An 18,371-nucleotide genomic window follows, 5' to 3' on the forward strand; every position below is an offset into this window, starting at 1 on the left:
GGCCGGCACCAGCGCCGTCGCCGTCGCCGTCCGCAGCCTGAGCGCCCAACGCAGCGTGAGCGCCCGACGCAGCCCGCCCGCCGGGCGCAGCGGCATCGGGCAGCGCCCGCCCAAGCGCACTCGCCAGCCCACCCGCGCCGAGCAGGCGCAGCCGGGGGCCGACGACGAGGGCCGCGCGGGCGAGGGCATCCAGGTCGGCGTCCGTCTCGGCGTCGGCGATCACATGCCGTCCCCCGGTGAGGGCCGCGGCCAGCCCGCCCACCAGCGCGTCGGGGCCGTCCCGTACAACATCCAGTCCGATGAGGCGGGTTGGCAGCCCGGACAGCGCCTCGGCTATGGACGCCGGGGCGGGGCGGCCTTCGGCACGCCACCCATCGGTGTGCTGCAGCGGGACCCCTTGCAGGTGGACGACGCCGTCCCGGACGGTCCGCCCTGCGGCGGGCAGCGCCGGGGCGATGAGCAGGCCATCCGCGCCCTCGGCGTAGGCGGCCGCCTCGGCGGCGAGATTGCCGCGCAGCTGCGAGTCGACCTTCTTGTACCGCACCTGCCCGGCGGCTCCGTTGTAAGCGGACAGGGCGGCACGCACCCGGTCGGCCGCCTCGGCTGGCGACAGGGAGCGCGAGTCGAGATCGATCACCGTGGACGGGGACGGGGACGCGGACGTTACGGAAGCGGCCACACGCCCGCCGCCCGCCAACTCCACCCGCACCGCCCGCCGCAGCGCCACGGCCACTTCCGCGGCGCCGCTGAGATCGTCAGCGAGCGCGAGCACGCCCGCCGTACGCGGGGGCGCGGTTGCTGCTGAGGCCACAACTTCCTCCTTGGGGAGCGGCCTTGTCCGGCCCGCCCGACGCAGATCATGACACACCTTGCGCGTTCCGCGCGATACCTCTTGCGCGGATCACGCAATCATGCGAGCGTTCCGAACACCGCCCGGAGCATCCGCGCCCCACCACCGGAAGGACTCGCCGTGAGCACCGGCCCCGACGCCTCCAGCCCCGCCGACCCAGCCGCTGCCGGCCGAATACCCGGCGTTCCCGTCCCGTTGTCCCGGCTGGTCCTGGGCACGATGACGTTCGGCGACACCGCCGACAAGGCCACCGCCGCCGAGATGCTGGACGTCGCCCTGGACGCGGGCGTGACCGGCGTCGACACCGCCAACGGATACGCGGGCGGCGCCAGTGAGCGAATCCTGGCCGAGCTGCTGCCGGGCCGCCGCGACCGGATCGTGCTGGCCACCAAGGCCGGCATGCCCCACCCCGACCAGGGCGAGCACGCCCCGCTCTCCGCCGCCGGACTGCGCGCCGCCCTCGACGGCAGCCTCAAGCGCCTCGATACGGACCACGTCGACCTCTTCTACCTGCACCAGCCGGACCGCGGCACGCCACTCACCGAAACCCTCGCCACCGTCGCCGAGTTCGTCCGCGAGGGCAAGGTCCGCGCCCTGGGCGTCTCCAACTACGCGGCCTGGCAGATCGCCGAGGTGAGCCGGACGGCGGACGAGGTGGGCGCCCCGCGCCCCGTCGTCGCCCAGCAGCTGCACAACCTCCTCGCCCGCCGGATCGAGGAGGAGTACGTCGAGTACGCGGCCGTCGCCGGCCTCCGCACCATGGTCTACAACCCCCTCGGCGGCGGGCTGCTCACCGGCCGGCACCGCTTCGACCAGGACCCGGCCACCGGCCGGTTCGGCGACTCCAGGGTGGCCGCCATGTACAAGGAGCGGTACTGGTCCGAGGAGCTCTTCCGCGCCGTCGCCGACCTCCAAGGTCTCGCCGACGCGGCCGGGATCGCGCTCACCGAGCTCGCCCTGCGCTGGCTGCTCGGCCGCGACTCCACGGACTTCCTCCTCCTCGGCGGCTCCCGCACCGCGCAGCTGCGCGCCAACCTCGCCGCCGCCAGGACCGGGCCGCTCGACGCCGACCTGCTCGCCGCCTGTGACAAGGTCGGCGCGCGGCTGCGCGGCCCGATGCCCGCGTACAACCGCTGACACCCATCTCGCTGGAGCCCTCTGATGCCCACCGGTCGCACCCCCGCCGAGTTCACCGCCGCCCTGCGCGGCCGCGAGTCCCTCCTCGGCTACTGGTCCCTGCTCGACTCCCCGATCGCCGCCGAGCGCCTCGCCCTCCTCGGCTACGACTACCTCGCCTTCGACGCCCAGCACGGCCTGTTCGGCTACCAGGGCATGCTGCACAACCTGCTCGCCACCGACGTCAAGGGCTCGACCGCCACCGGCATCGTCCGCGTCGAGGCCAACGACCCGGTCTACATCGGCCAGGCGCTCGACGCGGGCGCCGCCGCCGTCATCGTCCCGCTCGTCGACTCCGCGGCCGACGCCGCCGAGGCGGTGGCCGCCGCCCGCTACGCCCCGCACGGCAAGCGCTCGTACGGCGCGATGCGCGCCCAGCTGCGTATCGGACCCGACCCGGCGGAGGCGCACGACGCCACCGCCGTCATCGCCATGATCGAGACCGCGGACGGCCTCGCCAACGTCGAGGAGATCTGCGCCACCCCAGGCCTCGACGGCATCTACGTCGGCCCGTCCGACCTGCGCCTCGCGCTCGGCGGCGCGACGTCCACCGACCCCTCCCTGAAGGAGGAGTTCGAGGCCGCGCTGGAGCGCATCCGCAAGGCCGCCGAAGCCGCCGGGATCGCCGCCGGCATCCACAACCCGGACGGCGCGAGTGCCGCCCGCCGGCTCGCGCAGGGCTTCACCTTCGCCTCGATCGCCTCCGATGTCATCCACCTCCAGCAGGCCGCCGCCGGGCACCTCGCCGCCGCCCGCGGGGAAGCCTGACCGCCTCGCTCCCCCAAGCCGCAGGCCCGGACGCTGAGTTCCGCGTCCGGGCCTGCATCGCTGTCCGGGCTCAGCCGAGCGTCGTCGCGTCCAGCCGGATGTGCCGGATCGCCCGCCGGTGATGGGTGTACGCGAGGTGGAGGGCGCCGTCCGGGGTCTGGGCAAGGGTCGGGTAGGACAGCTCGCGATTACGGCCCTCGCGGGAGTTGTTGGTCAGGCAGTAGCCGTCGCCGGTGACCAGGTCGCGGCGGACCGGCCAGGTCAGGCCCGTGTCGTAGGAGAAGGAGAGAGTGAGCGGGGCGCGCGGGGCACCCCAGAAGGCGTCCACCTCGGGGACCTCCCGGCCCGGGGCGCCGGCGGCGCGCCGCTCCGCGGCCCGGACCGCCGCCGCGTCGTCCTCGATCTCGTCGTAGAGGTTGGTGCGGCGGTCGGTGGCGTCCGCGGCCGAGGCGTGGTTGTGGATCAGGGCCAGGCTGCCGTCGGCCAGGAGTCGGGACTGCACGGACGAGTTGTTGTTGGGTACGGGCGTGGGCTCCGGCACCGTCCAGGTCTCGCCGTCGTCGGTCGACACCGAGCGGTACACGGCATCCGCCGAGCGCGAGCGGTACAGGGCGAGCAGCGAACCGTCCGGCAGCGGCTGGATGTTCATGTGGACCCGCCCGGTCGACCCCGGGACCGGCACCTCGCGCCAGCTGCCCCCTTCGTCGTCGCTGACCATGACGGCGCTGGTGTCGGCGCCGCCCGTCCACGGCTTGCCCGGCGGCGTGGTGCAGCGGAAGACGGGGAGCAGCCAGCGGCCTGAGTCCAGCACCACGACGGGCTGGCGGATGAAGACGCCGCCGCGCTCGTCCGCCGGGAAGAGGGTGCGGGTGGCGCCCCAGCTGGCGCCGTTGTCACGGCTGACGCGCAGGCGCACCTCGGCGGTGTCCTGGTGGCCGGCGAGCTGGGCGGTGTGCAGCAGCCACAACTCGCCGCCGGGGGTGGGGAAGAGCAGCGGGTTCTGCTCGGAGCGGCCCGGGTCCTCGGAGACCTTGACCGGCCGCGTCCACTCCTCGCCGGGTGCGGCGTCGGGGCCGCGGTAGCGGGAGAGGTAGATGCTGATGTCCGGTACGCCCTCCTGGGTCCCGGCGAACCAGACGCAGGCGAGCGAGCCGTCGGCCAGCACACCCAGGCTGGCGGCGTGGGCCTGGACCGCGGGGGACGGTATCTCGGTGTCGCGGCGGCCGGGCGACGGGCGGTGGTCCAGGGGCGCGGTATCGGACACGGCGGTCGGCGGGACCGTGGTGCGGGCCATGGAAGGACGGCTCCTCAGGAAGGGGTCGGTGCGGACAGGGCGGCGGTCGCGGCCGTCAGCATCGCGCGCGGCTTGATGCCACGGACGGCGTGCGGGTCGATGGCGGCGCGGCGCAGGGCGCGGGTGTAGGGCTCGGCGGGCGAGGCGAGGACGTCTCCGGTACGGCCCGTCTCGACGACCCGGCCGTCGCGCAGCACCAGCAGGTCGGTGCTGAGGTCGCGGACGACGCCGAGGTTGTGCGCGATCACCAGGAAGGCGACGCCGGTCTCGGCCTGCAGCTCCCGGAGGAGTTCCAGCACCTTGGCCTGCACGGAGACGTCGAGGGCGGAGGTGGCCTCGTCGCAGACGAGCAGGTCGGGGCGGGAGGCGAGGGCCCGCGCGATGCCGATGCGCTGGCGCTGGCCGCCGGAGAACTCCGGCGGCCGCCGGGCGGCGGCCGAGGCGGGCAGGCCGACGCGGTCGAGGAGTTCGGCCGCCCGGCGTTCGCGTTCGCGGCGGTCGCGGGTGCCCGCGACCCGTAGCGGCTCCCCGACGATCTCGCCCGCGGTCAGATGCGGATCCAGCGAGCCGTACGGATCCTGGAAGACCATCTGGACCCGCCGCCGCAGCGGCCGCAGGCGGCGCTCCGGAAGCCGGGTGATGTCCGTACCGTCCAGGAGAATCCGCCCGGCGGCGGGGGTGAGCAGCCGCACCAGGGCGCGGGCGATGGTCGACTTGCCCGAGCCCGATTCGCCGACGACGGCGAGGCTGCCGCCGTGCGGCACGGTGAAGGAGACCTGGTCGACGGCGCGGTGCGGCCCCTTCGCGGTCGGGAACTCGACGACCAGGTCCTCGACCGCGAGCAGCGGGGCGTCGGTCGGTTCAGCCATGGGGGATCACCTTCGGGGTCGATGCGGCGGAGTCGGGGCCGGGCTGCTTGTCCTCGTCCCAGGGCCCGAGCGCCGGTACGGACGCGAGCAGGTCGCGGGTGTACGGCTCGGCGGGGGCGTCGACGATCTCCGGCGCCGAGCCGGACTCCACGAACCGGCCGTCCTTCATCACGTGGATGCGGTCGGAGACGATCCGGGCCACCCCGAGGTCGTGCGTGATCATGAGGATGGCGACGCCGGTGCGTTCCTGCAGTTCCATCAGCAGGTCCAGGACGCCTGCCTGGACGGTGGCGTCGAGGGCCGAGGTCGGCTCGTCCGCGACGAGCAGCTCGGGCTCGGCGGCGAGGGCGATGGCGATCAGGACTCGTTGCAGCATGCCGCCGGAGAATTCGTGCGGGTAGGCCTTCCAGCGCCGTTCCGGCTCGGCGATGTGCACCTGCCGCATCAGCTCGATGCCGCGGGCCCTGGCCTCGGCCCGGCCGAGCGCGGGGTGCCGCAGCCGGATCGCGTCGCCGAGCTGCCGCCCGACCGTGTGGACGGGGCTGAGCGCCGTCATCGGGTCCTGCGGGATGAGCGAGACGGTGCGGCCGCGTACCGCCCGGGCTGCCGCCAGGTCGGCGACGGTGTCGCGGCCTGCGATCCGGGCGCTGCCGGAGACGACGGCGAGGCCGTCCGGCAGCAGCCGCAGCAGCGCCATGGCGGTGGTGGACTTGCCGCAGCCGGACTCCCCGATGAGGGTGACGGTCTCGCCGCGCCCGACGGTGAAGTCGATGCCGTCGACGGCCCGTACGATGCCGTGCTCGGTGACCAGCTCGACCTGCAGCTCGCGTACGTCGAGCAGCGGCGTGCCGTCCGTGGCGACGTGTTGCGTGCCGTCCTTGGCGATGTCCTGCGTGCCGTCCTTCATGCCGTGCCTCCGTCGGCCTTGGCTGCCTTCGTCCGGGACGTGCGGCCGCCGCCGTCCCGCAGTGCGTCCCCGAGCAGGTTCACGCCGACCACGAGGAGGGCGATGACCAGGCCGGGGAGGGTGATGAGCCACCAGGAGGTGGTCAGGTAGTCCTGGCCGTCGGAGATGATCCGGCCCCAGGTGGCGAACGGCCGCTCGGGTCCGGCGCCGAGATAACTCAGCGCGCTCTCCAGGAGCACCGCCTGGGCGAGCAGCAGCAGGACGACCAGGCTGACCGGCCGGACCACGTTCGGCACCACGTGCCGCGCCAGGATGGTCAGCCCCCGCAGCCCGAGGACCCGGGCCGCCGCCACGTACGGCTTCTCCCGCTCGACCAGCACCAACGACCGCGTCAGCCGGGCCACTTCCGGCCACTGGGCGACGGCGATGACCGCCGTGATGACCGTGACCGACGATCCGAACAGCGCGACCACCAGGAGCAGCATCATCAGCAGCGGCAGCGCCAGCTGGGCCTCCAGGACCCGGGAGACGACGGCGTCCATCCACCCCCCGAAGTACCCGGCGGCGGCGCCGGCCGCGATGCCGATCAGCCCGGATACGACCACCGCGAGCACGCCGACCGTCAGCGAGACCTGGCCGCCGTGCAGCACGCGCGAGAGCAGGTCGCGGCCGAGCTGGTCGGTGCCGAAGAGGTGGCCTTCGGTGAGCGGGGGCAGCCGGCGGGCGCCGAGTTCCTGGTCGTTGGCGTCCGGCAGCGGGAGCAGCTGGGCGAGGAGGATCGGCAGCACGACGAGGGCCGTGCAGACCGAACCCGCCCACAGCTTGACGCGGTTCGCCGAGCGGCGGCGGGTCGCGGTGGCGCGGGCCAGGTCGCGGGCGGTGACGGCGCTGGGGCGGCCTCCGGTCCTGGCGGTGGGGATGCCGGCGGTGGTCATGCTCAGGCCGCCTTTCCGAGTCGGACCCGCGGATCGAGCAGCGGGTAGAGGAGGTCGACGAGGAGCTGGACGAGGATGGCCAGGCTCGCAGTGATCAGGACCGTGGCCTGGATGAGCGGGTAGTCACGGGTCTCCAGGGCGCGTACGACGAGCGAGCCGACGCCGGGCCAGGCGAACACGACCTCGACCACCACGACGCCGTTGAGCAGCGCGGCGAACCGCGTCCCGACCGCCGTGACCAGCGGCACCGCCGAGTTCCCGAGCGCGTATCGCCACACCAGCGCCCGCTCGGCGACGCCGCGCGAGCGCGCCACCGTCGTGTACGGCGCCGCCAGCGCGGTCGTCATCTCGCGCCGCACGAGGCGGGAGACCAGCGCGAACTGGAGGATGGCCACGGTGATCGTCGGCAGCACCAGCCCGCCCCAGCTGGTGAACCCGGAGGCGGGCAGCACCGGAATGACCACGGCGAAGCCGGTCAGCAGCATCACGCCGGTCCAGAAGTCCGGCATCGACTGGCCGGTGATGGTGAGGATGTTGGCGCCCAGCTCGCGCCGGGTGTCCGCGCGCCGCGCCATCCACACCCCGAGCGGCACGGCCACCAGCACCGTCACCGCGATCGCGGAGACGGCGAGCGTGATCGTGTACGGCAGCCGGTCCATCACGACGTCGAAAGCGGGCGAGTGGAACGAGTAGCTGGTGCCCAGATCGCCGCTGACCAGGTCGCGCAGGTAGATCCCGTACTGGACGAGCAGCGGCCGGTCGAGGCCGAACTGGCCGCGGATGCGGACGAGTTCCTCGGCGGAGGCGGTCGGTGCCGCATAGGCGGCGGCCGGGTCGCCGGGCGCGAGCCGGACCAGCAGGAAGACGGCGGTGAGGGTGAGGAAGACGGTCAGCACACTCTGGCCGAGGCGCCGCAGCAGATAGGTCGGCACGGCTCAGCCCTCCAGGTGTACGGCGGTCAGGTCGTACGAGTTGGTCGGCAGCAGGCCGACGTCGCGGACCCGGCCGCGGCGGGCGAGCAGCGTCTTGGGGACGAAGCCCCACAGCGCGGGCCAGGTGTCCCAGATCGCCTTCTGCACGGCCGCGAGCTTGCGTTGCCGCTCCGCGTCGTCGACCTCGACGGAGGCCTCCTCGATCCCGTCGGCGATCTTCGGGAAGACGTAGCCCATGAAGGCCTCCCGGGTGCGCTCCTTCTCCGCCGTGCCGGCGTACATGCCCTGCAGGCAGGTGAGGGCGAGCCCGGTGGGGCTCGGGAAGCCGTTGCCGATGACGTCCCAGTCGCCGCCCCTGCCCTGACGCCACTTGAGGATGTCGCCGCCGGGCTGGAACTGCTTGAGCGTGACGCGGACCCCGACGTCGCCGAGCATGTCGGCGACCGCCTCCATCACCGAGGCGTCACCGGCGAACTCGCCGCTCTCCCACATGAACGTGAGCCGGAGGTTGTCCGCGCCGTGCCGGCGCAGCAGGGCGCGGGCGCGGGCCGGGTCGTGGGTGAAGGAGCCGGTCTCCACGGCGCCGTCGAGGTTCGTCGGTACGACGCCGCGCAGCGGGCTGGCCGAGTCGGCGAGCACGTCGCGCAGCAGGGCTTCGCCGTCGATGGCGTACGCCAGCGCCTGCCGGACCCGCGGGTCGGACAGCGGATGGTTCTTCGGCTTGCGGAAGTTGTAGAAGAGCTGGCAGACCCGGACGCCGTCGCCCCGCTCCAGGGAGACCCCGGGCAGTCCGGTGAGCTGCTCGGCGGCGTCCGGGCTGAGCGTGTCAACCACGTCGAGTTCGCCGCTGCGCAGCGCCACGACCCGGCTGGATTCCTCGGGTACGTAGCGCACGCGGACCGTCTCGAGCGGCGGCTTCGGTCCCCAGTAGCGCGGGTTGCGGGCGAGCGTGTACTCGCCGGCGCCGGAATTGGCGCGCGCGACCCGGTACGGGCCTGAGCCGAGGCCGCTCTGCAGCTCCTCCGGCTTATTGGCATCGGCCGGGGTGATGTGGATGTTGGCCATCAGCCGGTCGAGGATCGGCACCGGCCGCTCGGTGCGCAGCCGGAAGGTGCGGGCGTCCGCGGTCTTCTCGACCTCGGGCAGCTCGGGGAAGAGGCCGAGCAGGAAGGAACCGTTGACCTTGCCGTACATGCGCAGCGCGGTGTCGACGTCCTCGACGGTCACGGGCGAGCCGTCCGCGTAACGAACTCCCTTGCGCAGCCTGACCGTCCAGGCCGTCGGCTCCGTCATCTCGAACCGGTCGGCGAGGACGAGGCGCGGCTTCAGGCCCGGCCCGAGCGTAGTCAGCGCCTGGCGTACGGCGCGCTGGACGGTGACCGCCGCGTCGAACTGATTGAGCTTGTTGTCGAGGCTGACCAGCGACCGGGTCAGCCCTAGCGTCAGGGTGCCGGGCCCCGGCAGCCCGGTCGGCCCGGCGCAGGCGGCCAGCGGCCCGCCCAGGGCGAGACTGCCCCCGCCCAGGGCGCCCCAACGCAGCAGGCCGCGGCGGGAGATGCCGGGTGTGTACGGATCGAGGGCAGCATCAGAAGTCATCGTCGGCCTTCTCGCGGTCTCAGGGGCGACCGGCCCGATGCACCGAGAGCGTCCCCGCGAAGGTGGCGAACGCGGTGCTGGTCGCGGCCGAAAACCTCGCATGATTGCGCGTTACGCGCAAGGGGTCTCGCGTGAATCGCGCAGAGAGGGCATGATCAGTGCTCCGCCGCTGCGCGGAAAACGCGCGGCAACGCCGTCAACCAGCCACCCGGGAGCCCGCCTTGTCACCGTCCCCTCCCCCGCACGCACTCGTCACGGGAGCCAGCTCCGGCATCGGCGCGGCCATCACCGACCGCCTGCTGACCGACGGCTGGCGGGTCACAGCGCTGAGCCGTACCGAACCTGACCAGGGGCATCCGGCGCTGACTTGGCGCCCGGTGGATCTGGCCGCACCCGCGGGCCTGGATCAGGCGATCGCCGCGGCCCTCCCCGGCAACGCCCCGCTCGACGCCGTCGTGCACGCCGCGGGGATGCAGGCGTCCGCGCCCCTCGGCGAACTCAACGCAGCCGCGGGGGAACGCATGTGGCGCGTCCACGTCCAGGCCGCCACCGTCCTGTTGGACGCCCTGCTCCACCGCATCCCCGACGGCGGCCGCATCGTCCTGCTCGGCAGCCGCACGGCCGCCGGCGTTCCCGGCAAGAGCCAGTACGCCGCCACCAAGGCGGCACTCCCCGCACTAGCCCGCGCCTGGGCCGCCGAACTCGCACCGCGCGCCATCACCGTGAACGTCGTGGCCCCGGGCCCCACCGACACCCCGATGCTCCACGACCCGGCCCGCGCCGCCACTCCCCCGCGCACCCCGGCCCTGGGCCGTCTCGTACGCCCGGCGGAGGTCGCCGCACTCACGGCGTTTCTGCTGGGCCCCGACGGCGGTTCGGTGACGGGACAGCAGCTGGTGATGTGCGGGGGCGCCTCACTGGCGTCGTGATGCCGTCACTTGCCGAAGCCCGCGGTCAGTCCGCTGAGCAGCTGGCGGCGGCCGAAGGCGTACAGGACCAGGATGGGCAGGGTCGTCAGGACGACGGCGGCGAGGATGGCGGGGACGTTGACCTGGAACTGGCCCTGCAGGGACCACACGGCGAGCGGCAGGGTCCGCTTGTCCGGGCTCTGGGTGAGGACCAGCGGCAGCAGGAATCCGTTCCAGATCGTCAGCGCGCTGTAGATGGTCACCGTGATGAGGGCCGGCCGCGTGAGCGGCGCCGCGAGCCGCCACAGCGTCGTCCACTCGGTGGCGCCGTCGACCCGCATCGAGTCGAACAGCTCCTTGGGCACGTCGCGGATGAAGTTGGCGAGCACCAGCACCGACAGCGGGATGGCGAAGGCGATCGACGGGAGGATGAGCGCCAGCAGGCTGTCGTACAGGTGCAGCTTGATGACGATCAGGTAGATCGGGATGATCGTCGCCTGCAGCGGGATGGCGAGGCCCATGAGGAAGAGGCCGTTGACCACGCGCAGGAAGCGCGTGCTGCCGCCGCGCACGATCGCGTAGGCGGCCATGAAGGAGAACGTGATCGCCGGCACCACCGCTCCGACGGCGACCACGACGCTGTTGATGAAGTACTGGCCGAAGTCGGACTCGATCACCAGCCGGTAGTTGTCCAGCGTGGAATCGGCCGAGGGCGCGAGGGCGTTGCCCGCGTAGTACTTGCTCTGGTCCTTGAGGCTGGTGATCACGGTCCAGTACAGCGGCACCGCCACGACGACGAGCCAGAGCCAGCCGGACAGGCCGCCGAGCCAGTTGCGGCGTTGCGTGGCGGAGCGAGGGCGCCGCTCGCGGCGGGCGATCTTCTCCTGGCGCTGCGGCTTGGTCAGTGTGGTGGTCACGTCAGGCCCCCTCGAGCTGGCTCGCGGCGGCGTCCTTGCCGCCGAGCCGGCGCAGCAGCAGGGCGAGGCCGAGGCCCACCAGGACGAGGATGGTCGCGATGACGCTGGCCGGACCCATCAGGTTGGCCTGGAAGCCCCGCTTGTACATGTCGAGTGCGAGGACCCGGGTGGCGTCCCCGGGGCCGCCCTCGGTCAGGACGTAGATCAGGTCGAAGAAGGTCAGCGAGCCGACCACCATCAGCGTCGACGAGGTGATGATGGTGTATTTCAGCGCGGGCAGCGTGATGCTGAAGAACTGCCGCACCCGTCCGGCGCCGTCCAGCTGTGCGGCCTCGTACAGGGACGCCGGAATCTGCTGCACACCGCCCTGGTAGATCAGCGAGTGGAACGGGATGAACTGCCAGGAGACGATGAAGATGACGACACCGAACGCGAGTCCCGGCTGCCCCAGCCAGTCCTTGCTGAGCCAGTCGACGCCCAGGCCCGCGCCGAGCCCGAAGGTGGGGTTCAGCAGCGCCTTGTACGCGACGGCGATCGCGGCCGAGCTGAGCAGCAGCGGGATGAAGTAGATCACGCCGAGGACGGCCCGGTAGCGCTGGCGGCCGGCCATGAACGTACCGAGCAGAATGCTCATCGGCGTCTGGAACGCCCATGACGCGACCATCACGCCGAACGTCACCAGCAGGGCGTGCGGCAGCCCGGGGTCGGTGAGCACCGCGCGCCAACTGTCGAACCCGGAGGGGTGGATGGCGCCGATCCCGTCCCACGTCGTGAAGCCCAGCGCGAAGACGCCGACGAGCGGGATGACGGCGAAGCCGATGAAGAAGACCAGCGCGGGCGCGGCCAGCCACGGCAGGAGGCTGCCGCGCCGGCCGCTGCGGGGCGCGTGGTGGGTCAGTGAGCTCATTTCCCGATGACCGCGTTGAGGTTGGAGGCGAACTTCTTCGGCGAGATGGACAGCTGGAAGAGTTTGACGATGTTGTCCAGCAGCGTCTCGGCGGCCGTCGGGCTGAGCGCCTGGTCCCAGGACTGGCCGAAGGTCTTGGCCTTGCTGGCGATGTCGTACGTGAACTTCAGGAACTCGGCGTCGTCGGAGGCGGCCAACTGCTTCTCCGTGCCCAGCAGGAGCGGCACGGAGCCGTTCTTGATCCAGGCCTTCACCTCGGCCTCCTGCAGGACGCCCTTGATGAAGTACTCCTTGGCGATCTTCTTCTCCTCGGCGCTCGCCTTGGAGGAGATGGACAGGTACTGGCCGGGGTTGCCGACGGTGTTGCCCGGATCGCCCTTGCCGCCGTCGACGGGCGGGAAGTTCATGAATCCGAGGTTGCCGTCCTGGACGAAGTCACCGCCGTCGTGCTTCTGGATGCCGTACGACCAGGAGCCGTGCAGCATCATCGCGGCCTTGCCGGTGTACAGCAGCGCCTGGTCGGCGTTGGAGTCCGCGGTGATCGAGGAGAAGCCCTTGATGAACCCGCCGGCCTTGACCAGTTCCTGCACCTTGGTCAGCGCGTCGATGGCGGCCGGGTCGGACCAGGCGTTCTTGTGGCCGTCGAAGATGGCCGCGAACACCTCGGGGCCGCCGATGCGGTCGAAGAGGAACTCCAGCCACATCATGTTCGTCCACCGGGACTGGCCGCCGAGGGCGAACGGCGCCACGTCCTTCGCCTTGAACTTCGGCACCAGGTCCATGATGTCGCCCCAGGACTGCGGCGGCTTCACCCCGACGTCGTCGAAGACCTTCTTGTTGTAGTAGAGGACGATCGGCTGCACCGTCTCGCACGGCATCGCGTAGACCTTGCCGTCGATGGTCGCCGGGCCGAACGAGGACGGGAACAGCCGCTTCCTGACCTCCTGGTGCTCGTCGAACCACGAGCTGAGGTCCTCGACCTGCCCCGCCTTGACGTAACTGCGCAGCGTCCCGCCGCCCCAGCCCCAGATGAGGGTGGGCGCCTGCCCCGCGCCGATGGCGGTCTTGATCTTCGTCTTGTACGCGTCGTTCTGGAAGGTGGTGCCGTTGATCTTCGACTTGGGGTTGGCCTTGTTGAAGGCCTCCAGGGCACCGGTCCTGACGCCTTCCTGCGGCTGGCCGCTCAGGTACCAGTACGAGGCCTTGCCGCCGGCGCCGCCGCCCTTGGTGGGACCGGAAGAGCCGCAGGCCGCGAGCGCCGCGGACAGCGGCACGCCGGCGGCCATGCCGAGGAGGGTACGACGCGAGAGGGATTTCTCCATGATTGTCTCCGCACTCGAGGGCCGCCGGCTGCTCGTGAGCCGCGGTGAAAACTTTTCGAAACTTGGCCTGCTGCGAATCTCGTGAGTGCAAATTAGGATTCGGGTTCATGACTGTCAAGGAGTCTGCAAGTACGTTGTCGCGCAACCGTTATCTGCGTAATATCTGGCGGACATGACTCGCGGAGACGCTTGGCAGAGCTCGAAAAGTTTTCGAGATCACCGGGCACATTTACAGGGGAGCATGCGATGCCTACCGCTGATTCACTGCCGTTGACGAGCCGGACCGTGCCGCGCTGGCAGGATCCCGCGCTCCCGGTCCTGGACCGGGTCGACGCCCTCCTGGCCGAGATGACGCTGGCGGAGAAGGTCGCGCAGCTCGGCAGCCGCTGGATCGGCAACGGCCTGGTGCACACGTCCGGCGATGCCGACGGGGAGGCCAGGAGCCTCAACGTCGCACCGCTGGAGGAGGTGTTCGCGGAGCCCGGGAACGTGCCGCTCGACGAGGCCGCCCGCGACGGCCTCGGCCACCTCACCCGCATGTACGGCAGCCGTCCGGTGACGGTGGCGGAGGGGTCCGCCGAGCTGGTCAGGTCGCAGCACACGGTCCAGCGCGGCAATCGGCTCGGCATCCCCGCGCTGGTGCACGAGGAGTGCCTCACCGGGTTCAACACGTACGGCGCCACGGTCTATCCCGCGGCCATCGCGTGGGGCGCGACCTTCGACCCGGACCTCGTGGGCCGGCTGGGTGCCGCGCTCGGCCGGGACTTGAGCGCGGTCGGCGTCCACCAGGGCCTCGCGCCCGTCCTCGACGTGGTCCGCGACTACCGGTGGGGCCGGGTCGAGGAGACCATGGGCGAGGACCCGTATCTGGTCTCGATGCTCGGCGCCGCCTACGTCTCCGGGCTGGAGCGCGCCGGCGTCATCGCCACCCTGAAGCACTTCGCCGGGTACTCCGCGTCCCGCGGCGGGCGCAACCACGGCCCCGCGCCGATCGGCCGCCGCGAGCTGATGGACGTCATGCTGCCGCCGTTCGAGACCGCGATCGCGGTGGGCGGGGCCCGTTCGGTGATGAACTCCTACTCCGAGGTGGACGGCGTCCCGGCCGGCATCGACTCCTGGCTGCTGACCGATCTGCTGCGCGGTGACTGGGGGTTCGAGGGCACGGTCGTCTCCGACTACGGGGCGATCGCGTTCCTCGCCGCCATGCACGGGGTGGCGGCCGACACCGACCACGCGGGCGTGCTGGCGCTCGGCGCGGGCATCGACGTGGAGCTGCCGGACACGCTCGGCTTCGGTAGGCATCTCGTGGAGCGGGTCCGGCAGGGCGAGTTGCCCGAGTCCGTCGTGGACCGGGCGGTACGCCGGCTGCTGACCCAGAAGGCCGAGCTCGGACTCCTCGACGCCGACTGGACACCCGAGGCATCGGTCGCCGCCGCCGCCGATGTCGACCTGGACTCACCGGACAACCGGGAGCTGGCCAGGGAGTTGGCCGAGCGGTCCGTCGTGCTGCTCGACCAGGGCAGCGCGCTGCCGCTGCTGGGCGACGGGCGTACGGCGCCGGGCCGGGTCGCCGTGATCGGCCCGTGCGCCGACGACGCGCGCACGCTCATGGGCTGTTACGCCTTCCCCAACCACGTCCTGCCCCGCCACCCCGGCATGGGACTGGGCGTGACGGCACCGACCGTCGTCGACGCGCTGCGCGCCGAGCTGCCGGACGCCGAGATCGTGAACGAGCCGGGGTGCGACGTGTCCGGCGCGGACCGGTCCGGCTTCACCGCGGCGACGGGCGCCGCCCGCGGGGCGGATCTCTGCGTGGCGGTGGTCGGCGACCGCGCGGGCCTGTTCGGCAACGGCACCTCCGGCGAGGGCTGCGACGCCGAGGATCTGCGGCTGCCGGGCGTGCAGGCCGAGCTGCTCGCGGAGCTCTTCGCCACCGGGACACCGGTGGTCGTGGTCGTGGTCTCCGGACGCCCGTACGCGCTGGGCGAGGTCCATCCGCAGGCCGCCGGACTGGTGCAGGCGTTCATGCCGGGCCAGGAGGGCGCGGCGGCGATCGCCGGCGTGCTGTCCGGGCGGGTACAGCCGGCCGGCAAGCTGCCGGTGCAGATCCCCCGCCGTCCCGGCGGCCAGCCCGGCACGTATCTGGAGCCGCCGCTGGGCGGGAACACCCAGGGCATCAGCAACATCGACCCGACGCCGCTGTTCCCCTTCGGCTACGGGAGGTCGTACACCTCCTTCGCGGTCGACGACATGCGCGTGAGCGCGACCGAGATACCCACCGACGGTGAGTTCGCGGTCTCGGTGCGGGTGCGCAACACCGGCGACCGGGCCGGCCACGAGGTCGTCCAGCTGTATCTGCGCGACGTGCTCGCCACGGTGACCCGGCCGGCCCGGCAGCTGGCCGGCTTCGCCCCGGTGCGGCTGGAGCCGGGCGCGAGCACCCGGGTGGAGTTCCGGGTGCATGCCGACCGGACCGCGTTCACCGGCCGGGATCTGCGGCGGATCGTCGAACCCGGCGAGGTCGAGGCGTTCGTCGGCACCTCGTCGGCCGACCTGACCTGCCGGGTTACCGTACAGTTGACCGGCTCCACCCGTGTGGTCGGCCACGACCGGCGGCTCACCACGCCGGTTGACGTACAGCCGGGAGAAGACGATGCCGCAGGACGCTAGACGCACCACCTTGGCGACCATCGCCCGCGCCGCGGGGGTCTCGGTCGCCACGGTGTCCAAGGTGGTGAACGGCCGCAGCGATGTCGCGCCGCAGACCCGCGCCCGGGTTCGGGAGCTGCTGCTCCAGCACGACTACATCGCCCCCGTGTTCCGCCACTCCGAGGCGGCGGCGAGCCCCACCATCGAGGTGCAGTTCGCCGGCGACCTCAAGTCGTATTCGGCCGAGGCGCTGGAAGGCATCATGGATGCCGCCGACGACCTGGGGGCCTCGGTGGTGACCAGCAAGGCGTCGCTCACCACGAACTGGGCCCGGGACCTGGTCGCGGCCGGGCGCCGCGCCCTCATCGCGGTCACCAGCGTCTACACCGCCGCGCACCTGGACGCGCTGGACCGGGCCGGCCTGCCGCTGGTCGTGCTCGACCCGCTGCACCTGCCGCACAGCCGGGTCAACAGCGTCGGGGCGACCAACTTCGCCGGCGGCCTGGCCGCGACCCAGCACCTGCTCTCCCTCGGCCACCGCCGCGTCGGCTATGTCGGCGGCCCGGCCATGGCCGTATGCAACCAGGCGCGGATGCACGGCTACCGGGCCGCCATGGAGGCGGCGGGCGCGCCGGTGCCCACCGACTACATCCGGCCCGGGGAGTTCAAGTACCAGGCCGGGCTGCGCAGCGCCGGGGCGCTGCTGGACCTGGACGAGCCGCCGACGGCGATCTTCGCCGGGAACGACGAGATCGCCTTCGGCGTCATCGAGGCCGCCCGGACCCGTGGGCTGCGTATCCCCGAGGATCTGAGCGTGGTCGGCTTCGACGACACGCTTCTGGCCCGGATGGCCTCGCCGCCGCTGACCACTGTCCGGCAGCCGATCCGCGAGATGGGGAGCGTCGCGCTGCGCACGGCTCTGCGTCTCGCCAACGGGGAGAAGATCGAGTCGCACCACATCGAGCTGGCGACGGAGCTGGTGACGCGGGCTTCGACGGCGCCATGTCGTTGAGTCGCTAAGTCGCTGACTTATCGACGGGACCCGCGTCCCCCCGGCGCCCACCGCGACGTCAGGGCGAACAGCGCCAGCGCCACGCCTTGCGCCACCGCGGCGCCCAGCGGCAGCGCGCCGCTGCCCAGCGTGCCGAGCAGCAGCCCGCCCGCGGCACCGCCGCCGGCGACGCCGAGGTAGACGGCGCTGCTGTTCAGCGCGAGGGCCTGCTGCCCGGCCGGTCCGGCGAGCCGCAGCAGCCGGGCGCTCGCGGCGGGCGGGATCCACCAGGCGGCGGCCGACCAGAGCAGAAGCAGCGGCATGACGAGGACCAGCGGCGCCGGCCGCAGCGGCCAGCAGGCCGCCAGCCCGAGCATCACGACGGCGAACGCCACGCAGCCCATGAGCAGCGCCCGCTCCGCACCCCAGCGGTCCGCGGCCGGACCGCCGAGCTGCCCGCCCACGAGGCCTGCGACGCCGGCGAGCACGAAGACGACGCCGAGCCCGGTGGGGCCGATCCCTGCCAGGTCGCGGAGATAGACGGCGAGATACGTGAGCAGGGCGAGGTTGCCGAGGACGGCGAAGGCGGTCGCCGTCAGCCCCACGAGCAGTCCTGGGCGGGTGAGCGGCGCCAGCCGGTCCGCCAGCCGCAGCCGCTCGCCGCGCGGTGGCTCCGGCAGGGTTACGTACAACGCGATCAGGGCCGCGGCCCCCAGCAGGCCGCCGAGCACGAACGCCCCTTGCCAGCCCGCCACCGCGCCTACCCACGTGCCCAGCGGGACGCCGAGGAGCAGCGCGGTGGTGAGTCCGCCGAGCACGATGCTGAGATAGCGGCCCTGGCGCTCCGGCGGCGCCAGCACGGCCGCGGCGCCGAGAGCGCCGGGCACCACCACGGCCGCGGCCAGGGCGGCGAGCACCCGTAGCGCCATGAGCAGCGGGAACGCGGTGACGAACGGCATGACGAGGTTGGCGGCGGTGAAGACGGCCAGGGCGGCGGTGAACAGCGGCCGGCGTGGCCAGTCGGCGGTGACGACGGCCGCCACCGGCGCGGCCAGCGCGAACACCAGGGAGAAGACCGTGACCAGCTGTCCCGCGGTCGACTCCGCCACGTGCAGGTCGTCGGCGAGGCCGGGCAGCACGCCGGCCACGAGATAGTCGTCGGTGGAGAATGCGAAGGTCGTCAGAGTGAGCGCGAGCAGCCAGCCCGGCAGGGAGCGGCGCAGCAGTCGAGAGGTGGTGGTGGACGCGGGAGTGTCTGTGCAGTTCTCGTTCACGCCGTAAAGGTAACAGTCGTTACCCTAATCAATGCCACCGGTTTTCCCGCCCGGCAGGAGCCCCATGCCCCGCACC

Annotated in this window: 16 protein-coding genes; 5 read left to right on the forward strand and 11 right to left on the reverse strand. The window is 72.4% G+C overall.

The genetic code is table 11. The features are described from left to right. The coding region (locus tag G5C51_RS28205) for a four-carbon acid sugar kinase family protein (RefSeq protein WP_165241100.1) at positions 1–811 on the reverse strand (811 nt) is incomplete at its 3' end. 159 nt (positions 812–970) lie between these two features. On the opposite strand from G5C51_RS28205, the gene G5C51_RS28210 reads away from it, so the two are divergent. Both G5C51_RS28210 and G5C51_RS28215 read left to right on the forward strand, forming a co-directional pair. After that, complete coding sequence (locus G5C51_RS28210) at positions 971–1,987, forward strand: aldo/keto reductase (protein ID WP_338118323.1); 1,017 nt, start codon at positions 971–973, stop codon at positions 1,985–1,987. A 24-nt stretch (positions 1,988–2,011) separates the two neighbouring features. After that, the gene (locus G5C51_RS28215) at positions 2,012–2,794 is read left to right on the forward strand and encodes an HpcH/HpaI aldolase family protein (RefSeq protein WP_165241101.1); all 783 of its coding nucleotides are present in this window, start codon (positions 2,012–2,014) and stop codon (positions 2,792–2,794) included. Positions 2,795–2,864: 70 nt separating this feature from the next. Here the strand turns inward: G5C51_RS28215 and G5C51_RS28220 are convergent, their stop codons facing one another. The 6 genes from G5C51_RS28220 to G5C51_RS28245 are packed head-to-tail and all read right to left on the reverse strand — an operon-like array spanning position 2,865 to position 9,327. Next, positions 2,865–4,088, reverse strand: coding sequence for a sialidase family protein (locus G5C51_RS28220; RefSeq protein WP_165241103.1), 1,224 nt, complete (start codon positions 4,086–4,088; stop codon positions 2,865–2,867). Between the two features lie 14 nt (positions 4,089–4,102). Further along, positions 4,103–4,957: an ATP-binding cassette domain-containing protein gene (locus G5C51_RS28225; protein ID WP_165241105.1), complete on the reverse strand. Its 855-nt coding sequence runs from the start codon at positions 4,955–4,957 to the stop codon at positions 4,103–4,105. Then, complete coding sequence (locus tag G5C51_RS28230; protein ID WP_165241107.1) at positions 4,950–5,864, reverse strand: ABC transporter ATP-binding protein; 915 nt, start codon at positions 5,862–5,864, stop codon at positions 4,950–4,952. The genes G5C51_RS28225 and G5C51_RS28230 overlap by 8 nt, the downstream gene beginning before the upstream one ends. After that, positions 5,861–6,799 carry an ABC transporter permease gene (locus G5C51_RS28235; protein ID WP_165241109.1) on the reverse strand — a complete coding sequence of 313 codons (939 nt, stop codon included), beginning with the start codon at positions 6,797–6,799 and terminating at the stop codon, positions 5,861–5,863. Before G5C51_RS28235 ends, G5C51_RS28230 begins: the two co-directional genes overlap by 4 nt. Before the next feature lie 2 nt (positions 6,800–6,801). Next, a complete protein-coding gene (locus G5C51_RS28240; RefSeq protein ID WP_165241110.1) occupies positions 6,802–7,731 on the reverse strand; it encodes an ABC transporter permease subunit in 930 nt (309 codons plus the stop codon). 3 nt (positions 7,732–7,734) lie between these two features. Then, positions 7,735–9,327, reverse strand: a complete 1,593-nt coding sequence (locus tag G5C51_RS28245; RefSeq protein ID WP_165241111.1) for an ABC transporter substrate-binding protein — start codon at positions 9,325–9,327, stop codon at positions 7,735–7,737. 221 nt (positions 9,328–9,548) lie between these two features. Between G5C51_RS28245 and G5C51_RS28250 the strand changes: the two genes are divergently transcribed. Next, positions 9,549–10,256 carry an SDR family NAD(P)-dependent oxidoreductase gene (locus G5C51_RS28250; protein WP_165241113.1) on the forward strand — a complete coding sequence of 236 codons (708 nt, stop codon included), beginning with the start codon at positions 9,549–9,551 and terminating at the stop codon, positions 10,254–10,256. A 5-nt stretch (positions 10,257–10,261) separates the two neighbouring features. Here the strand turns inward: G5C51_RS28250 and G5C51_RS28255 are convergent, their stop codons facing one another. From G5C51_RS28255 to G5C51_RS28265, 3 genes are read right to left on the reverse strand one after another with little or no spacing between them, the layout of a single operon-like run. After that, entirely contained in the window at positions 10,262–11,152 is an 891-nt protein-coding gene (locus G5C51_RS28255) for an ABC transporter permease subunit (RefSeq protein WP_165241115.1), read from the reverse strand. A 1-nt stretch (position 11,153) separates the two neighbouring features. After that, a complete protein-coding gene (locus G5C51_RS28260) occupies positions 11,154–12,059 on the reverse strand; it encodes a carbohydrate ABC transporter permease (protein WP_165241116.1) in 906 nt (301 codons plus the stop codon). Further along, positions 12,056–13,381, reverse strand: a complete 1,326-nt coding sequence (locus G5C51_RS28265) for an extracellular solute-binding protein (RefSeq protein ID WP_165241118.1) — start codon at positions 13,379–13,381, stop codon at positions 12,056–12,058. Before G5C51_RS28265 ends, G5C51_RS28260 begins: the two co-directional genes overlap by 4 nt. 246 nt (positions 13,382–13,627) lie before the next feature. Between G5C51_RS28265 and G5C51_RS28270 the strand changes: the two genes are divergently transcribed. Further along, positions 13,628–16,051, forward strand: a complete 2,424-nt coding sequence (locus G5C51_RS28270) for a glycoside hydrolase family 3 N-terminal domain-containing protein (RefSeq protein WP_165241120.1) — start codon at positions 13,628–13,630, stop codon at positions 16,049–16,051. Continuing rightward, positions 16,035–17,042 carry a LacI family DNA-binding transcriptional regulator gene (locus G5C51_RS28275; protein ID WP_206314418.1) on the forward strand — a complete coding sequence of 336 codons (1,008 nt, stop codon included), beginning with the start codon at positions 16,035–16,037 and terminating at the stop codon, positions 17,040–17,042. Before G5C51_RS28270 ends, G5C51_RS28275 begins: the two co-directional genes overlap by 17 nt. Positions 17,043–17,059: 17 nt before the next feature. On the opposite strand, the gene G5C51_RS28280 is transcribed toward G5C51_RS28275, so the two are convergent. Continuing rightward, positions 17,060–18,295, reverse strand: a complete 1,236-nt coding sequence (locus G5C51_RS28280) for an MFS transporter (RefSeq protein WP_338118324.1) — start codon at positions 18,293–18,295, stop codon at positions 17,060–17,062. Between the last annotated feature and the right edge of the window lie 76 nt (positions 18,296–18,371).

The organism is Streptomyces coryli, assembly GCF_011044975.1.
Lineage (GTDB): Bacteria > Actinomycetota > Actinomycetes > Streptomycetales > Streptomycetaceae > Streptomyces > Streptomyces coryli.